Annotated in this window: 10 protein-coding genes; 6 read left to right on the top strand and 4 right to left on the bottom strand. The window is 72.4% G+C overall.

Annotation, left to right across the window (positions count from 1 at the left end):
- Nucleotide 1 precedes the first annotated feature (1 nt).
- Genes EKO23_RS19640 through EKO23_RS19615 form a run of 6 tightly spaced genes read left to right on the top strand, consistent with a single transcriptional unit; the run spans nucleotide 2 to nucleotide 5,758 of the window.
- Nucleotides 2–751 (top strand): CIS tube protein, encoded by a 750-nt coding sequence (locus EKO23_RS19640; RefSeq protein WP_134719861.1) that lies wholly within the window; start codon nucleotides 2–4, stop codon nucleotides 749–751.
- A 3-nt stretch (nucleotides 752–754) separates the two neighbouring features.
- Complete coding sequence (locus EKO23_RS19635; protein ID WP_134719859.1) at nucleotides 755–2,524, top strand: VgrG-related protein; 1,770 nt, start codon at nucleotides 755–757, stop codon at nucleotides 2,522–2,524.
- Between the two features lie 26 nt (nucleotides 2,525–2,550).
- Entirely contained in the window at nucleotides 2,551–2,832 is a 282-nt protein-coding gene (locus tag EKO23_RS19630) for a PAAR domain-containing protein (RefSeq protein WP_134719857.1), read from the top strand.
- A gap of 1 nt (nucleotide 2,833) precedes the next feature.
- Complete coding sequence (locus EKO23_RS19625; protein WP_134719854.1) at nucleotides 2,834–3,271, top strand: GPW/gp25 family protein; 438 nt, start codon at nucleotides 2,834–2,836, stop codon at nucleotides 3,269–3,271.
- 1 nt (nucleotide 3,272) lies between these two features.
- Nucleotides 3,273–5,219, top strand: coding sequence for a putative baseplate assembly protein (locus EKO23_RS19620; protein ID WP_134719852.1), 1,947 nt, complete (start codon nucleotides 3,273–3,275; stop codon nucleotides 5,217–5,219).
- 59 nt (nucleotides 5,220–5,278) lie between these two features.
- Complete coding sequence (locus tag EKO23_RS19615) at nucleotides 5,279–5,758, top strand: phage tail protein (protein ID WP_167880563.1); 480 nt, start codon at nucleotides 5,279–5,281, stop codon at nucleotides 5,756–5,758.
- Nucleotides 5,759–5,769: 11 nt separating this feature from the next.
- Here the strand turns inward: EKO23_RS19615 and EKO23_RS19610 are convergent, their stop codons facing one another.
- The 4 genes from EKO23_RS19610 to EKO23_RS19595 all read right to left on the bottom strand — a co-directional run bounded on the left by EKO23_RS19610 (nucleotide 5,770) and on the right by EKO23_RS19595 (nucleotide 17,343).
- Nucleotides 5,770–8,529, bottom strand: a complete 2,760-nt coding sequence (locus tag EKO23_RS19610; protein WP_134719849.1) for an AfsR/SARP family transcriptional regulator — start codon at nucleotides 8,527–8,529, stop codon at nucleotides 5,770–5,772.
- A gap of 14 nt (nucleotides 8,530–8,543) precedes the next feature.
- Nucleotides 8,544–10,442: a transglycosylase SLT domain-containing protein gene (locus tag EKO23_RS19605; protein WP_134719847.1), complete on the bottom strand. Its 1,899-nt coding sequence runs from the start codon at nucleotides 10,440–10,442 to the stop codon at nucleotides 8,544–8,546.
- Nucleotides 10,443–10,600: 158 nt separating this feature from the next.
- Nucleotides 10,601–13,048, bottom strand: coding sequence for an Hsp70 family protein (locus tag EKO23_RS19600; protein WP_134719845.1), 2,448 nt, complete (start codon nucleotides 13,046–13,048; stop codon nucleotides 10,601–10,603).
- Nucleotides 13,049–13,143: 95 nt separating this feature from the next.
- On the bottom strand, nucleotides 13,144–17,343 hold the full coding sequence (locus tag EKO23_RS19595) for an nSTAND1 domain-containing NTPase (RefSeq protein ID WP_134719843.1): 4,200 nt from the start codon (nucleotides 17,341–17,343) through the stop codon (nucleotides 13,144–13,146).

Here is a 17,343-nt window from a genome sequence, read left to right as displayed (position 1 = left end):
CATGAGCAGCGTCGTGGCCCTGACCAGTGCCAGCGGCGGCGCCGTCGCCCCGCCGTCGCCGACCGGCGACACCGCGCGCTCGCAGATGCAGAAGGCGACCCTCAAGCTCTACGACGCCACCCCGTCGGGCCTCGGCGGCGAACGGGACACCATCACGTTCCAGTTCAACCCGAAGGAGGTCACGATCCAGAAGGCCGCCAAGTGGGAGCGGAAGACCGCCAAGGGTGCCAAGAAGGCCGGACCGCCTGAGTTCAGCGGTTCCGAGCCCTGCAAGCTCACGCTGGAGATGTTCTTCGACGCCAGCGGCAAGCAGGACGGCAGCGTCGTCCAGGCCGTCGAGCAGCTCTTCGGCTGCACCGTGCCGACCGAGGAGAGCGCCGGCCAGAAGAAGCCCAGCCCTCCGCTGGTCGTCCTCCAGTGGGGCTCGATCACCAGCTTCCCGGCGTTCGTCACCTCGGTCAGCGCCAAGTACACGCTGTTCACGGCCGACGGGCTCCCGATCCGCGCGCTCTGCAGCGTCTCCCTGGAGGAGATGCCTGCCGAGCCGGGGAAGCAGAACCCGACCTCCGGCAGCGACGCCGTACGTCGCGCGCACCTGATGGTCGAGGGCGACTCGCTCGCCTCGGTCGCGTACGCCGAGTTCGGCGACGCCACCGCCTGGCGATCCCTGGCCCGGTTCAACGAGATCGACGACCCGCTGCGGTGCCGTCCCGGGACCCGCCTCCTGCTGCCCACGCCCGAGGAGCTGTGAGCCGTGTCCTTCACCAACACCTTCCTGGTCGAGATCGACGGCACCGCGCTGCCCGCCGACATCGCCCCGCTGCTCACCGCGGCGTTCGTCGACGACAGCCAGCAGTACCCCGACCTCTTCGAGCTCCGCTTCCGCGACCCCTCGCACCTGGTCCTGACCAAGACCGGCGCCAAGGTCGGGTCGGCGGTGAAGATCTCGGTGTCGACGACGTCGAGCCAGGCACCGGTGCCCCTGATGACCGGTGAGGTGACGGCGCTGCAGTCCGAGTTCGACGCCGGTGGCACCTTCGTGGTGCTCCGTGGGTACGACGCGGCGCACCGCCTGTTCCGCGGCCGGCGTACCGAGGCGTACACGCAGATGACGGCCTCCGACATCGTCCTGAAGGTCGCCCGGCGCGCCGGCCTGCAGACCGGTGAGGTCACCAGCACCACCACGGTCTACGAGCACGTCTCCCAGGCCGGCACCAGCGACTGGGACCTCGTGCAGCGGCTTGCCGCCGACGTCGGCTTCGAGGTCACGGTCCGCGAGGGGAAGTTCGGCTTCGGCCCGCCCACCAAGGCGTCCGGCGCGCCGGCCGCGGGTGGACCCGAGAACCCGGACCCGCTCGTGCTCAGGCTCGGCGCCGACCTGCTGCGCTTCCGCGCCGTCGTCACGTCGGCCGAGCAGGTCAAAGAGGTCGAGGTCCGTGGCTGGGACACCGCCACCAAACAGGCCCTGACCGCCACCAAGCAGGCGACGACCACGTCCGTGGTGCTGCCCGACGTCGACCCGCCGAGGCTCGCGCGGACGTTCGGGGACGCCCGCTACGTGTCGAGCGACGTCCCGCACCGCACCCAGGCGGAGGTCGACGTCGCCGCGGAGTCGCTGGCCGAGGCGGTCTCCGGCGTCTTCGCGGAGTTCGAGGGCGTCGCCCGTGGCAACCCCGAGGTGCGGGCCGGGACCGCCGTCACCGTGGACGGCCTGGGATCCCCGTTCGACGGAAAGTACACGGTCACCACGTCGCGACACCGGCTCGACCCCAGCACCGGCTACACGACGGCGTTCTCGGTCACCGGGGTCCGTGACCGCACCATGCTCGGGCTGGCCAGCGGCGGAGGGCCGGCCACGACCGCCCCGTCCGGCGTGGTCGTCGCGGTGGTCGACGACGTCAACGACCCCGAGAAGACCGGCCGGGCCCGGCTGCGCTTCCCGTGGCTCGACGACAGCTACGTCAGCGGTTGGGCGCGGACCGTCCAGGCGGGAGCCGGGAAGGACCGCGGCGCGCTCGTCCTGCCCGAGGTCGGGGACGAGGTCCTCGTCGTCTTCGAGCAGGGAGACTTCCGGCGCCCCTACGTCCTCGGCGGCCTCTACAACGGGGTCGACCAGCCCAGCGCGAAGGGGATCCCCGCCGTCGACGGCGGCAAGGGCGTGGTCAACCGGCGCTCGTTCGTCTCCCGCAACGGGCACCGGATCGACTTCCTCGACGAGGACGGGAAGACCGAGGGCGTCACGGTCGAGGGCGGCGACGGCAAGGTCAGCCTCCGGCTCGACGCCAGCGGCACCAAGGTGACGCTGCACTCGGACGGCACCGTCCTGATCGAGGGCAAGCAAGGGGTCACGATCGACTCCGCGAGCGCCAAGCTCGAGCTCACGGGCGGCCAGATCTCCATCAAGGCCACGCAGGGGGTGACCGTCGACGGCGGCGGCGGGGCGGTCAAGGTGTCCGGCTCGACCCTGGACCTCAAGGGCCAGGCCACGGCGTCGCTGTCCGGCGCCATGGTCAGGATCAACTAGCAGGCAGGGCGAGGAAGGAGCGCGCGATGCCCGCAGCAGCCAGGGTCGGGGACCCGACCGGACACCCCGGCGTGATCGGCCCTCCCGGCGTACCGACCGTCCTGATCGCCGGCCAGCCCGCGGCCACCGTCGGCACGCCGCACATCTGCTCGTTCCCCGGCGTCGTCCCGCACCCGCCCAACGCGATCATCCCGCCGGGGTGCCCGACCGTGCTGATCGGCGGAATGCCCGCCGCCCGGATGGGCGACATGACCGCGTGCGGCGCTCCCATCGTGATGGGCACCCCGACCGTGCTGATCGGAGGATGAGGTGAACCCGGACTTCATCGGCGCCGGCTGGGCCTTCCCGCCCACGACCGACGCGACCGGCGGGGTCGCGCTCGTGACGCGCGAGCGCGAGGTCGAGCAGGCCATCCGGCTGATCCTCGGCACGGCCCGCGGCGAACGCCCGATGCGACCGGAGTTCGGATGTCGGATCCACGACCACGTCTTCGGCCCCGCCAACGGTGCCACCGCCGGCCAGATCGCCTACGACGTGCGGGAGGCGCTCGAGCGGTGGGAGCCCCGGATCGTGGTGCTCGAGGTGGGCGTCGGCTACGACCGGATCGAGGTGGGCCGGGTGTACGTCGACGTCTCCTACGTCATCGTCGGCAGCAACGACCCGCGCAACCTCGTCTTCCCGTTCTACGTGATCCCCGACCAGGAGCTGACCGGCCCGGTCAACGCCCCTTCCGAGCTGGAGGTCTGACATGCTGCCCGCCCCCAACCTCGACGACCGCACCTTCCAGGGCCTCGTGGACGAGGCCAAGCGGCTCGTGCAGACCCGGTGCCCGGAGTGGACCGACCACAACGTCTCCGACCCGGGGGTCACCCTGATCGAGGCGTTCGCGCAGATGGTCGACCAGCTGATCTACCGGCTCAACCGGGTGCCCGACCTCAACTACGTCAAGTTCCTCGAGATGATCGGTGTCGAGCTGCGGCCACCCGCGGCGGCCACCGGGCGGGTCACGCTCTGGCTCTCGGCTCCGCAGCCGCAGCGGGTGCTGGTGCGCAGCGAGACGCAGGTGGCCACGCCGCGCACCGACATCCACGACCCGATCGTGTTCTCCACGCTGCGCGACCTCGAGATCGTGCCCTGCTCCTTCAACCGGGCCGGCACCGCTCTCGTCGGCGCGGAGCCGGTGGACCTCACCGCAGCGCTGTCGGGAGAGCAGGGCTTCGCGGTGTTCTCGCCGAGCCCCACCCCGGGCGACGCCCTGCTGATCGGGCTCAGCAACGCCGTCCCGTCGTGCGCGGTCACCCTGCGCATGGAGTGCACGGTCTCTGGAGTCGGCGTGGACCCCCGGCGGCCGCCGCGCGTGTGGGAGGCCTGGACCGGCACCACCTGGAGCCCCTGCGAGGTCGACCACGACGACACGGGCGGCCTCAACAAGGACGGCGACGTCGTGCTGCACGTGCCCGACGACCACCAGGCATCGATCATCGCGCGCGAGCGAGCCGGCTGGCTGCGCTGCCGGCTGGTCGAGGCGCTCCCGGACCAACCGACGTACACCGCACCGCCGCGGGTCAACGCGATCACGGCCTTCACGATCGGCGGAACGGTGCCGATGGAGAACGCCGAGGTGCAGCACCGCGAGACCCTCGGCACGTCCGACGGCACGCCGGGCCAGCGGTTCCCGTTGCTGCGCCGGCCAGTGCTGGCCTCCCCCGGGACCGCGACGCTGGAGGTGACCACGCCGGAGGGCGAGCAGGTGTGGACCGAGGTCCGCCAGTTCGCCGAGTCGGCGCCCGAGGACCTCCACTTCCGGCTCGACCACGTGGCCGGCGAGGTGCAGTTCGGACCGGCCGTCCGGCTGGCCGACGGCTCGCTCCGGCACTACGGCGCGGTGCCGCCACGCAGCGCCGGCCTGCTGCTGACCGCCTACCGCAGCGGGGGCGGCCGACGGGGCAACGTCACCGCCGGGCAGGTGCGGGTGCTGAAGACCAGCGTCCCGTACGTCGCCCGGGTCGAGAACCGCGCCGCCGTCGTCGGCGGCTCGGACGCCGAGACGCTCGAGGACGCCAAGGTGCGCGGCCCGATGCTGCTGCGGGCCCGCGGTCGCGCCGTGACCGCCGAGGACTTCGTCCAGCTCGCACGCGACGTCGCACCGGAGGCCGCGCGGGTGCACTGCGCGGCCAGCCGGGAGGGCGACGAGGGCGAGGGGGTGCTGGTCCTGGTGGTCCCGAACGTCGCCGGCGACCACGTCGGCCGGGTCCGGCGTGACGACCTGGCACCCGAGGAGGGCATGCTGCAGCGGATCGCCGAGGCACTGGACGCCTGCCGCCTGGTCGGCACCCGCGTGCTGGTCGCGCCTCCGCGTTACAGCGGCCTGACCGTGGTGGCCGACGTCCATGCCAGGGAGCGGTACGACGCGGACGTCGTCCACGACGAGGTGCTCAGGGCGCTGTACGGGTTCCTCGACCCGCTCACCGGCGGACCGGACGGCACCGGCTGGCCGTTCGGACGGTCGGTCCAGTCCCACGAGGTGCACGCGGCGCTCGCCCGGATCCCCGGTGTCGACATGGCACAGGAGGTGTCGGTGACGCTGTTCCCGGCCGACCCCCGGACCGGGCGACGTCAGAGTCCGGTGCAGCGCCTCGACCTCCCCGCCACGGGGCTCGTGTACTCCTACGAGCACCAGGTCCGGGTGCAGTGATGCGCGCCGGTGTCGCGGGCCTGCCGAGCCCCCACCCCTTCACGCCCACGCTCCCCGGGATGTACCAGGAGCACTCGTTCGTGGAGCGGTTCTGCTCGGCCCTCGACGAGGTGATGGCGCCGGTGCTGTGCACGCTGGACAACCTCCCGGCGTACCTCGACGTCGCCACCGCGCCGGAGGACCTCCTCCCCTGGCTGGCCGCCTGGACCGGGGTGGTCCTCGACCCGGGGCAGGCGCGTGAACGCCAGCGCTCGCTGCTGCGCCGGGCCGTCACCCTCCAGGGCATCCAAGGGACGCCGCGCGGCATCGAGCTCGCCGTGGAGGCGGTCTTCGGACTCCGTGCGGAGGTGCAGGAGACGGGCGCGGTGGCGTGGTCGACCGACGCGGACGCCGCGTTGCCCGGGGAACCGGTCCAGGCCTTCGTCGTCGTCGTGTTCGCGCCGGACGACCGGACGGTGGACCCGTCCCGGCTCGACCTCGTGGTCTCGGCGCTCAAGCCGGCCCACGTGGTCCACCGGGTCGACGTCGTCCGGACCTAGGAGGGTCCGCGTCACGGCCCGGTCAACCGGGCCTCGACCAGCTCGTGCTCCTGGCGGGTCGCTGCTGCGGAGCTGACGTCGCCCATGCCTTCCTGGATCTCGGCCAGCAGCGCCCACGCTGAGTCGCGGAGCGGGTCGAGCTGGATCGCCCTCCGCACGAACGGCATCGCGTACGCCGGCGAGCGCAGCCGGAGGCCGGCCTCTCCGGCTGCGTACGCCGCCGTCGCCGCCGCGACCCGGAGCCGGTCCCGGTCTGCGACGACCCACTCGGCCGGCCCGACCTCGCCCAGGAGGTCGCCCCGGTACGCCTCGAGCGCCCGCACGTGGGCGCCCAGAGCACCCTCGTCGTCACCGCGCGCGGCGCACCTCGCGGCCTCGCGGAGCCGGGACTCGAGCTCCGCCACGTCGAGGACCGCCCCCTCGATGCTGAGGCTGTACGCGCTCCCGTGGCGCCGTACGACGTCGTCCCCCAGACCGGCGTCGGCGAGGCATCGCCGCACGCTCGAGGCGGCGGCGTGGAGCCGGTGCGTGGCCGCGTCGAGCGGGACGTCGGGCCACAGTCGGTCGATCAGCACCTCCCGGTGGACGTCGTGGCCGAGGTCGAGGGCCAGCAGGAGCAGCAGGGCGCGCGGCAGGGGTCGCAGGCGAGGGAGGGTGGCCACGGTGCCGTCGACCACGATCTCGAACGGCCCCAGGCAGCGGACGACGACTCCGTGGGGAACCGGCGCCGCAGCCGCCGGCGACCGTTCCAGCCAACCTGCGATGCGTGCCTCCGGGGGATGCAGGCCCGCGGACCGGGCCGACGACCTCGCCCGCTCCACCCGGGCCGTGGCATCGGCGTCGTCGGCGTGAGCGGGGACGTGCGCCCTCAGGGCCTCCGCCCAGGCTCCGAGGACGGGCGCGTCGAGCACGTCGGCCTCGTGCACCGCCTGCGCGAGCCACCGGTCGGCACCACGGTCGTCACAGAGGGCCAACGCAGCTCCGAGAGCCCCCGTCAGGAGCATCTCGCCCCACGAGTCCCCGAATCGCCGACAGTCCCGGATGAGCGACTCGCACGAGTCCACCCGCCAGGACGCGCCCGTCGTCGCCAGCAGCACCGCGCTCTGCACGCCGCGGGCGGCGCGCGCGACCCACGGCTGCTCCTCGACCTCGGCAGTGAGGATGATCTGCTCCAGGGTCGCCACGGAGCGGGTCGCGCGGCCGTCGGCGATCTCGGCCACGACCCGGGCCAGATCTGCGAACAGCTGCTCCGCGGCCGAGGCTGCCGGGACCTCGGCCAGCCGCTGGCAGGCTGCCGTGAACTCCCCGGCGAGCAGCAGCACGACTCCTCCGGCCAGCGGGTGCGTCGGGACGCGGTCGGGCGGGGGCAGCTTCCGGGTCGCAGCACGCACCGTCGCGGAGACGGATCGCGCCGTCCGTGCGCCCGGGACCGTGGGCTGCGGGGCTGCATCCGCCAGCCACACGCCCGCGACCGCGCGCTCCTCGGCGCACCGACGCCGGAACTCGGAGTCGTCCAGGAGACCCTCCGCCGCGCGGAAGGCGTCGACCGCGGCCGCGAAGGCCCCCGACCTGACCAGCCGGCGTGCCCGCACGAGCGCCAGCCACGGGTCGTCGCACACGCGGTCGGCGGTCACCAGGTCGAGGTCGGTCGCCAGACCAGCCGTCGACTGCTGGACCAGCCGTCCCACCGAGGCGAAGTCGTCGGCCATGGCGTACGCACGCAGCGCCTCGCGGACGAGTCCCTCTGCCTCCAGGAGGCACGCGCTGCGTGCGTAGAGGTCGGTCGCCGCCTCGACCCCGAGCTCGTCGACGAGGAGTCCCTCCAGCAACGTCTGGAGCACCTGGTGATACCGGTAGGAGAGACCGTTCTCGGCCACCGTGGTGAAGAACTGGCGTGACGCGAGGTCCTCGAGCACGCCCGCCGATCCCTCGTGGCCCAGCAGCCGGTCGCACAGCGGCCCGCTCAGGGTGCCGAGCGTGCAGGTGGCGAGCAGGAACTCCCGTCTCTCCGGATCGAGCTCGTCGAGCACGGTTCGCGTCAGGTAGGTCCGGATGAGCCGGGAGCGTCCGCCGAGGTCGGCGACGGCCCGTTCCCGGTCGACCGCCGACTTCCCCGTCGTGGAGAGGTGGAACAGCATCAGACCGGCCGCCCACCCTCCGGTCCGCCTGGTCAGGGCGGCTGCGGCTTCCGGGGACAGCGGCTCGCCGTAGACGAGCCGGAACAGCTCCTCCACCTCCCAGGAGCGGAACCTCAGCGCCTCGCTGTCCAGCTCCACGAGCTCTCCCGAGACCATCAGCCGTGCCGTGTTCGCGACCAGGGGACGGCGGGTCCCGAGAGCCACCCGCACGTGCCTGGGCCGCCAACGGAGCAGCTCCGCCACGTCGTTCCCCGCACTCGACCCGTCGAGCTCGTGCACGTCGTCCAGCACGAGGAGGATCCGTTGGTCGTGGAGGTCGGCGAGGGCGGAGACGAGGTCGGTCGCGCAGGCCGGCTCGGGGAGGTCCAGCCCGAGCGCGCTGTTGACGGCGCCGGCCAGGCTCCGGACGAAACCCTGGCCGGTGCGCTGCTCGGGGGTCGCCTCGAGCCAGATCACCGAGCGTGGGCTCAGCACGGCAGCGCGGGAGAGGAGCGTGGTCTTGCCCGAACCTGCCGGGGCGATGACCACGACCACGCCGGGCGCGTCTTCGGACAGCAACGGGTCGAGCAGCCGCGGCCGCACGAGTCCGGTCGGTTCCGGTCGGTACCGGCTGACGTCAACGAACCCGGACACGCCTCCCCCTGCGGCTAGCCGACGTCGAGGTCGCCGTCGACTCCACCCGGGTCCGGCAACCCAGTGTCCGGCAGACCAGTGTCCGGCAGGTCCGGGTCCGGCAGACCCGGGTCCGGCAACGAGCTGCTCAGCGGGTCGGTCCCCAGCTGGACCTCGATCCGGTCGGTGAGACCGTCGAAGTCGGTGTCGATGGAGTGCGCATCGGTGCCCACGGCCATCTCCGTGCCGTCGCTCAGGCCGTCGCTGTCGGTGTCCGCAAGCCGTGGGTCGAGACCGCGTGCCGCTTCGTAGGCGTTGCTCAAACCGTCCGCATCCGTGTCCTCGCCGGGGGCCAGGCCCCCCAACGCGGCTGCCACGGCGCCGGGCGACTGTGGCCGGCCCGACACGAGCGCCTCCAGCGCGTCCGGCTGGCCGTCGCTGTCGCTGTCGGGCGAGTAGGGGTCGAGGCCCTGGCTCTGCTCGAAGGCCAGGCTGAGTCCGTCGTGGTCGAAGTCCCCGACCTGGTCGGGCGCGGCCCCCTGGTCGATCTGGAAGGGCGACGTCGACATCGCCGCGAGCTGGCCCGGCTCCCCCAGCCCCGGGGTGACGCCGCCTGACGTGGCGCTCATCGCTTCCCACGAGAAGCGGTTGTTGACGAACTGGCGAGGCCCGTCGTCGGGTGCGGAGCCCTCCAGGCCGTTGTCGTTGTTCAGGTACGACTGGACCTGGATCGCCGCCTGGTCCGACAGCTGCTCGTCGCCCATCAGGACGGCGTGGATGTGCTCCCCGGAGCCCGCCTGGCCGTGCCCCGGGACGTTCCTGATCCACGCTGCGAAGCCGGTCTTCCGAAGGGCCGAGACCGCGCCGTCCCAGTCCCCGTTGGTCGGAACGACGTCGACGACGCCCCCGCCCGCGTGGGTGGAACCCGAGGCCGCCACGTCGTGCGAGAACGAACCCTGCAGGACGCGCCAGTCGGTCCCGGCATCCTGCGCCGCAGACTGCAGGGCTGCCGCCGTGAAGTTGTCCACGGTCTCGCCGTCGATGCTGACCCTCGCCCACGGGTCCTTGCCCCGGAAGTCCTGGACGTCGGCGGTCCCCGTCTGCGCCGTGTCGAACGTGCCGGCCGGGGCAGGCGGCGTCGCCGCGGCCACGAGTGCCGGGTCGATCTTCCGGTCGGCCTGCAGGGGGTCGGCGCCGTACTGGACCTCGATGCCGTCCGAGGCACCGTCCTGGTCGCTGTCCCAGGTGGTTGCGGACGTCCCGAGCACGGCCTCGGTCGAGTCGGTCAGGGTGTCCGCGTCGGAGTCGGCGAGACCGGGGTCGGTGTGGCTCACTGCGACCTCGTAGGCGTCGGACAGGGAGTCCTGGTCCGTGTCGGCGGTGTCCGGCCGGCTGCCGACACTCTGCTCGAACGCGTCCGTCAGCCCGTCTTGGTCGCTGTCGATGTTGCCGCCGGGCTGCATGCCGGGGTCGATGGCGTCGTACGACGTCGTCATGGTCGCCGTGGGCGACGGTGACGACGGTGGAAGCGGGGGTGGCAGGGGTGACCCGTAGCCCTCGACCCCGCGTGGGTCGCCCGAGTAGCCGGTGATCGCAGAGACGTCGTCGAGGTAGGTGCGGTAGTCGGACGCGGTCCCCTGGTGCGATGCGTGCGTGGTCGTCCAGGGGCGCATGTCGGTCCCGTGGTTCGAGATGTCGTACGCGGCGCGCGCGTTCACCCGTGGATCGCTCAGGTCGCCCCAGATGTTCTTCCGGACGTTCGGCGCGACGTTGATCTGCCACAGCCCGCGGGAGTCCTCGCCGCGCGGGTTGTGCGCGCCGGTCTCCCCACCGGACTCGGCCAGTGCGATCGCCGTCCAGGTCGTTGCCTGGTCCGGCGTGAAACCGGCCGCCAGTGCCGCCTCGTAGATCCCGCGGATGCCTAGTTTCGTCATGGCGCCCTCACCCGAGCTCTCCGCCCGCCCGACTCAGGGACACCCTGCCCGGGCCGCGAAAGACAACAAACAACTCTAGGACGGTCGAAGGAGCCCCGGAATGGTCCGTTTGGGGGACCGGGACCACTGACCCGGGGTCGGGTGCGCCGACCCGGCACCTAGCGGCTGGCCCACACCGGGGGGCCCATCCTCGCCACCGCGCTGCCGATGGACGTGGGGTTCTGCGGGTGCGCTACCTCCAGCTTCATCAGCTGCTGACGCTCGGGCCACACCCGGCGGAACAGGATCCACCTGCCGTCCCAGGACCAGGTGGGGTCGTTGTCGGCGTACGCTCCACTACCGCGGCCTCCGTCGGTGAGTCGGCAGAGCTGTGTACCCGTGCCCTCGTCCTGGACGACCTCCCCGGCGCACTCCGTTGTCCCGCCGTCGGCATCCACCAGGTACAGAGCCCCCGCCCTCCGGAACACCACCCGGTCGTCGTTCGGCGCCCCGATCGAGTCGCTGTCCGGCCGGGAGGTCAGCCGCTTCGGCTCGGCGTTGCCCGGCTTCAAGGAGTAGATCCCCGAGTCCGACGTCCCCTTGTGGCTGGCCACGAGCGCGCCGGTGCCGGTGTAGCTGAGGTTGCTCAGACCCTGGATGTCGAAGGCCGTCACCTCCTCGAGCGAGTCCGTGACGACCTGCCCCTGGTCGTCGACGGTGGCCGTGCGCACCGTGTCGCTCGGGGTGGACTCCTCCGTGGCTCCGGCCGCGGGGTCGTCGACCTGGCAGGTCATGGCGACGTGGCCGTCCGTCGGGCCCCAGGCGAGCCTCCCGCAGAACAGGTTCGGGGTGAGCCGGTCCGTGAACATCGCCCGCGGCTTCCCGTCGCTTCGCATCACGAGCTGGCGGCGTTCGCCCGGGGCGTCTCCGGCGTCGATGTCCTGCGTCACGTACTGCAGGACCTCGCGGTCCGGTGAGATGGATGCCATCAGCTGGTCGCGCGGCGCCACGACCAGCGGGGTGAGCTTTCCTGCCTGGTCTCCGACGAACAGGTCGAAGCCGGTGCCTGCGCCCTCGTGGATCGAGACGACGAAGCTCGTCCTCGGGAGGATCTTGCCGCCCGGGGGCGGGACCGTGGCCGTCGGTTCGGAGTCGGAGTCAGACGGACCAGGCGACGGCGTCGTGCTCGTGGACGGCCGGCCGCCGTCGTCGCCGCGGACCAGGGCGGCGACGCCGAACGCGGCGGCCGCGACCACGACGGGGGCGAGGGCAGCACCGGTGACCAACGCGATGCGGCGCCTGCGGTCGGGGCCATCAGCCCATGACCGCCAGGGCCGCCGTCTCCTGGGCTGGTCCTCGACGGGGGCGGGCGACGCCGCCGGGGCGGCCGCCACCCTCGCAGGGACATCGTCCTGGGCGGCTGCCGGTGTCGACGCGACGGGAGTGACCGTGCTCTCAGGCGCCGCCGCGCCCTTGCGGGTGGGCCAGACGGGTGCCGGCGGGGCCACGGAGGGTGCGTTGGACGCCGTGGTGAGGGCGAGCTGTGCGGCACCGAGCGCGATGTCGTGCTTGGGGTGGGTGTCCATCGCGGTCCTGACCNCGATGTCGTGCTTGGGGTGGGTGTCCATCGCGGTCCTGACCCCGAGCTCGCTGTGCAGCAGGTGGCTGACCAGCGGGATGCGTGAGCTGCCCCCGACCAGGACGACGGCGGCAAGGCCCTCGGGCGTGACCTGGGACGACCGCAGGGCGCGCCGGGTCGCGGCGATGGTCTGGTTCAGCGGGGAGGCGATCATCCCCTCCAGCTCGGCGCGGGTGAGACGCACGGTCGTGGAGAACCCGGGCAGGGTCACGGAGATGTCGGTGTCGACATCGCTGGACAGGGCCTCCTTCGCCTCCACGCAGTCCCGTCGAAGCCGGGTCAGTGCGGCGACGGCCTGGTCGCCGGAGGCGTCGGCGGCAGTCACCTGCTCGGGCAGCATGCCCAGGACGTGCTGGAAGACCGCTTCGTCGAAGTCGATGCCGCCCAGGTGCTCCACCCCGTCGGGGCTGCCGAGGATCGAGAAGCCGCTCTCCTCCCGCTCCAGCACGCAGACGTCGAAAGTTCCCCCACCGAGGTCGAAGACCGCGACCTTGTCGCCGACGACGAGGTCGGCGCGCGTGGCGTAGCGGGTCGCGGCCGCCTCGGGCTCGGTGAGGGTCACCGCGTCGGCAACGTCCGCGAGAGCCAGGGTCTGCTGCAGCAGCTCGAGCTTGTAGCCGCCCCAGTTGGCCGGATGGGTCACCACCACCTGGTCGGGCCCGGACCCCTCCCGCTCGGTGACCACGGAAACCACCCACGCCAGCACCTGCGCGGTCAGCGCCTGGGGCGAGAACGGCTGCCCGCCCAGCAGGATCGGGACCGTGTCCCCGAACCGACGCTTGAACTCACGCGCCGACCGGCTGGGGTCCTGCGCGGCCCGACGCTCCGCCGCCTCCCCGACCAGGAACGTCCCGTCGGTGGTCAGGTAGACGACCGACGGAACCTGAAGGGCCCGGTTCCCCAGTCCGACCATCCGCGCACCGCCGCCGTCGTCCACGGCGGCGGCAGTGAACGTCGTCCCGAGGTCAACACCGAGCCGGAACCCCATGAACGGACCTTACTGGCGTCGGCGTGACCGGTCACAGCGCTTCGGTGGACCGATGGACGAGTCACCACGGTGGGACCCCATCGTCGGGTGACCGCTCACTCGTCGGGGCAGACGGACCGGTAGGGCTGGGCGGGCAGGACCGCCTCCCACTCCTTCTTCGTCAGGTCGCGGCCGGCCATCCGGCAGGCGAAGTCGACGGCCCGGTCGAGGTCGGTCTCCCAGCGGTAGACCCCGCCGTCGTACGACGCGATCGCCACGTCGTGGGTGTCGCCGACGAACTGCGCGCCGGACGGGACCGGGTCTCCCTGGTGGGGCGGGTGCATGGTGCCCAGCAGGTCGAGCGTCGTGGCGTCCCACAGGCTGACCCCACCGTCGTCCGCGCCCGAGACCAGCAGCTCCCCGTCCGCGGAGTAGTCGAGCGAGAGCACCTGGGCGCCGAGGCCGGGGAAGCGCCGCTGTTCCTTCCCACTCGAGACATCGATCGTGACGATCTCGCCGGTCTTCCCCGCCACCGCCATCATCGAGCCGTCCGGCGAGGCAACCGAGGTGAACGCAAACAGGTCCAGGTCGCCCTCGGACCGAACGTCACCGGTGCCGAGGTCGATAATGCGCCAGTGCCCCGCGGTGCCGTCGCCGTACAGATCCTGGACCATCGCGGTGCTCCCGTCCCCGATAGGGGTGGGGATTCCCGCGGCAAGATCGAAGGCATTGCCCTTGGGAAGCAGGGTCTCGGCGTCCAGGAGGTGGGCCCGCCCCTTGATGCCTCCCACCAGAAGACGTTGGCCTCCGTCGACGTACGCCACGGAGTCGATGTCGTACACCAGCTTCCTGTGGCCGACGACTTCGCCCGTCCTGGTGTCGAGGACCGTCACACCGCCGTTGTTCCCCCAGCCGAGGTACCTACCGCCGTCGGGACGCCAGGTGCCGAAGGACCCCGGAAGCGGCTGCGCCGGCAGCTCCGTCTGAGCCGTCGGCTCTCCGGTAGCGGTGTCGACGAACCTGACCCACGCCGTGCCCATGTCGTCGGTCCAGCGATAGGCCACCTGCCGCCCGTCCGGTGAGAGGCCCGCGTGCGCGAAGACCGCGGCGTCACCGACCAAGGTCGTCCGCTGCAGGTACGTGTCCTCCATCGACCGGTCCCAGGTGCTCAGCATCGACGGGCCGCCGCCCTCGTGAACCAGGTCCCCATCCCGGCTGAAGCCGACGCCCCACTGAGATGAGGTGTCCCATCGTTCCAGCGGCCGGCCGGTGGCGGTGTCCCAGACGACGAGCTCACCGTCGTCGGAGTGCGACCCGACCACCGAGCCGTCGGGCGAGAATGCGATGTCGCGGACCTGGGCTCTGTGCCCGCGCAGGGTGTGGAGCGTCGCCCCGTCGGAGGCGCGCACCAGCACTGCTGTACTGCGCCTTCTACTCCCGAAGTCCCCGAGGGCCAGCAGGGTCCCCTCTTTGTTCAGGTCGAGGGGGCCCCAGATCGTGATGTCCTCGCGTCGCCAGATCCGGTCGCCGGACGCCACGTCGTACGCCGTCAGCGGCCAACCCGTGTAGAGGACCCGACCGTCCGGGCTGAGCGCCATGAACTGGGCTTCGGTTCCGGTGGGCACCCGAACGGGGGGCGAGGACGGAGTGCGGAGGTCCCAGACCAGCGCGTAGCCCGGGGAGTCCTCGGCTCCCTCTCCCCAGAAGACCGTTTGCACGGTGGCAGCCAGGTAGCGACCATCGGCGCTGAACCCGACATCCACGCCGTACACCGGCTTGTTCCCGGGGAAGGTGAGTTTCCTCGTCGGCTTCATGGTGTCCGTGTCCAGCAGGCGCACGGGCGCCGTGGAGCGCTGGGCCTCCAGGACGACGGCGACCTGCCTGCTGTCCGGGCTGAACGCCGGCAGGATCCACCCCTCACCACCGCCGGCGGGATGGCTGCGCAGCAGCTGGTTGGTGGCGGCGTCGTAGAGGTGCATCCGGTTCTGACCGTCCGAGGAGGCGATGAAGCGGCCGTCGCGACTGACGGCCAGGCTCTCCAAGTAGTCTCCTGCGGGCTTCGCCGACAGGACCAGGTGCGGCTGCGTGGCCAGCGCGGTCACCAGGTTCGCCCGGGTCTCCGGAGAGTCGTCCAGCCGCACCCCTGCAGCGGCTAGCAGCAGCGACAGGCTGATGTCGTCCGTAAGCTGGGAACGCGCGCCGACCCTCCGCGCGTCGGCGGAGACGGCCGCCTGCTCCGCCTCGGCGGCCTTCTCGTTCGCCCGGCCGGACTGCACGGCGGCCAGGACCCCCGCGACCAGCGCGAGGACGAGGAGTACGGCGGCGCCCGCCAGCGCGCCCCGGAGCCGGCGGATCAACCGGGCCTGCGCCCGTGCTCGCTCGGCGATGCTCTGCTGCTCGGCTTGGGCGAGGCGGGAGGACGCCTCGAGGAACTGCCGCTCCGCCTCGGTGAGGGCGGTGCCCTTGTCGGCCCCCCAGTCGAGCGCCCGGGCCAGCCGGACGCCCCGGTAGAGCTCGCTGTCGGGACGGCCCAGTGCCTCCCAGGCGTCGGCGGCGGCCGAGAGGTGGTGACGGATGCGCTGGCCCTCGACGTCGTCGTCGAGCCAGCCGCGGAGCCGGGGCCAGGCCCGGGTGAGGGCCTCGTGGGTGATCTCGAGGGCGCCGTCGTCGCTGGTGACCAGCCTGGCGGTGACCAGCATCTCGATGAGCTGCTCGTGCTCGGGGTCGGTGCCGACCAGGCGTCGCGGCACCCGGGTACGGACCGGTTCGCCCTCGGGACCCGGCGAGACCAGGCGGAGGACGAGGTCGCGCAGCAGGTCTCTCTGGTCCACCGCGACCTGTGAGTAGAGGCCTTCCGCCGACTGGGCCACGGCTCCGTTGATGCCGCCGCTCGCGCGGTACCCGGCCACGGTGAGCGTGCTGCCCTCGCGTCGCTTCCAGGTCTCCTGCAGCGCGTGCGACATCAGGGGCAGCGCCCCGGGGTCGTTCCGGACCTCGCGGACGAGGAGGTCGACCAGGCCCGGCTCGATCAGCAGCCCCGCTTGACGGGCAGGTGTCTCCACCGCGGTGCGCAGGCCCTCCTCGTCCAGACCACCGACCAGGTACATCCCCCGCTCGACGAGCCGGCTGAAGCCCGCGTGGCCGGCGACGTCGGCCAGGTGGTCGGCGCGCAGGGCGACGACCACGAACCGGTTCGCGGCCTCGGCGGTCAGGGCACGGAGGAACTCCTGCTGCTCCTCGGGGTCCTCGCACAGTGAGAACAGCTCCTCGCACTGGTCGATCAACAGGGCCGCCCCGCGCGGCACCTGCGCGAGTGCGGTCAGCGACTCCATGGGGTGGGAGCCGGGCGTGATGGTCACGCTGGGTTGCCCGCGACGTCGCAGGGCGGCCGCCACCCCGGCCCGCAGCAGCGACGACTTGCCCGAGCCCGAGGGCCCAACCAGGGCGAGCACCGAGGTCCGTGCCAGGACCTCCAGGCAGGCGGCCACGTCGTCGTCCCGCCCGAAGAACCAGTCGGCGTCCTCCACGCCGTACGCCCTGAGGCCCAGCCACGGACAGGTGACCGACGGGGCGGGAGCATCGGCCACCAGCAACGAGGTGTCTTGCCGGAGGATCGACGTCTCCAACGCGACCACGTCGGGGCCCGGATCGATGCCCAGGTTCTCGGCCAGGACCCCCTTGAGCTGGTGGATGGTGCGCAGCGCCTCCCCCTGCTGCCCGGACTGGTACTGCGCGCGGGCCAGCAGCACCCAGCGGTGCTCACGCAGCGGCGCGGCGCGGACCAGGACCTGTGCCTCGGAGAGGACCTCGCGGTACCGCCCGGCCCGAAGCAGGGCGTCGACCCGGAGCTCCTCGGCCTCCAGGCGCAGCTCGGAGAGCCGCGCGGCGGCCGCCAGGGCCGGCTCCCAGCTCCTCTCCAGGTCGGCGAAGGCCTCCCCGTGCCACAGGGCCAGCGCGTCGGTCAGCAGGTACGCCGCCCGGTTGGTCTCGCCGAGCGTGAGCAGCTCGCGAGCCCGGCCGACCTGGTCCTCGAACCGCAGCGAGTCCACGTCCTCGGTGGGCAGGTGCAGCGCATAGCCGTGCGCTGACGTCTGGACCGCCTCCCGCCCCAGCACCTTCCGGATCCGGACCACGCACCCCTGCAGGATCTTGCCCGCCGACGCCGGAGGGCGCTCGCCCCAGAGCGCGTCGGTGAGCTGGTCGGCGCTCACCGGATGTCCGGGGTTGGTCGCCAGCGATGCGAGAACCACCCGGTCCCGCCGTCCCAGTTCCCCCGAGCCGTCCACCGTCAGCGGGCCGAGCACCCTGATGCCCAC

Origin of the sequence: Nocardioides guangzhouensis, assembly GCF_004519545.1 — a bacterium.
Classification (GTDB): domain Bacteria; phylum Actinomycetota; class Actinomycetes; order Propionibacteriales; family Nocardioidaceae; genus Nocardioides; species Nocardioides guangzhouensis.
The sequence above is the reverse complement of the archived record's forward strand: the minus strand, read 5'-3'. Positions and strand labels throughout refer to the sequence as shown.

What these genes read in the sequence shown, in the direction of transcription:
- EKO23_RS19640 (WP_134719861.1), top strand. Translation starts at nt 2, where the DNA reads ATGAGCAGCGTCGTGGCCCTGACCAGTGCCAGCGGCGGCGCCGTCGCC.
- EKO23_RS19630 (WP_134719857.1), top strand. Translation starts at nt 2,551, where the DNA reads ATGCCCGCAGCAGCCAGGGTCGGGGACCCGACCGGACACCCCGGCGTG.
- EKO23_RS19620 (WP_134719852.1), top strand. Translation starts at nt 3,273, where the DNA reads ATGCTGCCCGCCCCCAACCTCGACGACCGCACCTTCCAGGGCCTCGTG.
- EKO23_RS19615 (WP_167880563.1), top strand. Translation starts at nt 5,279, where the DNA reads ATGTACCAGGAGCACTCGTTCGTGGAGCGGTTCTGCTCGGCCCTCGAC.
- EKO23_RS19605 (WP_134719847.1), bottom strand. Translation starts at nt 10,442, where the DNA reads ATGACGAAACTAGGCATCCGCGGGATCTACGAGGCGGCACTGGCGGCC.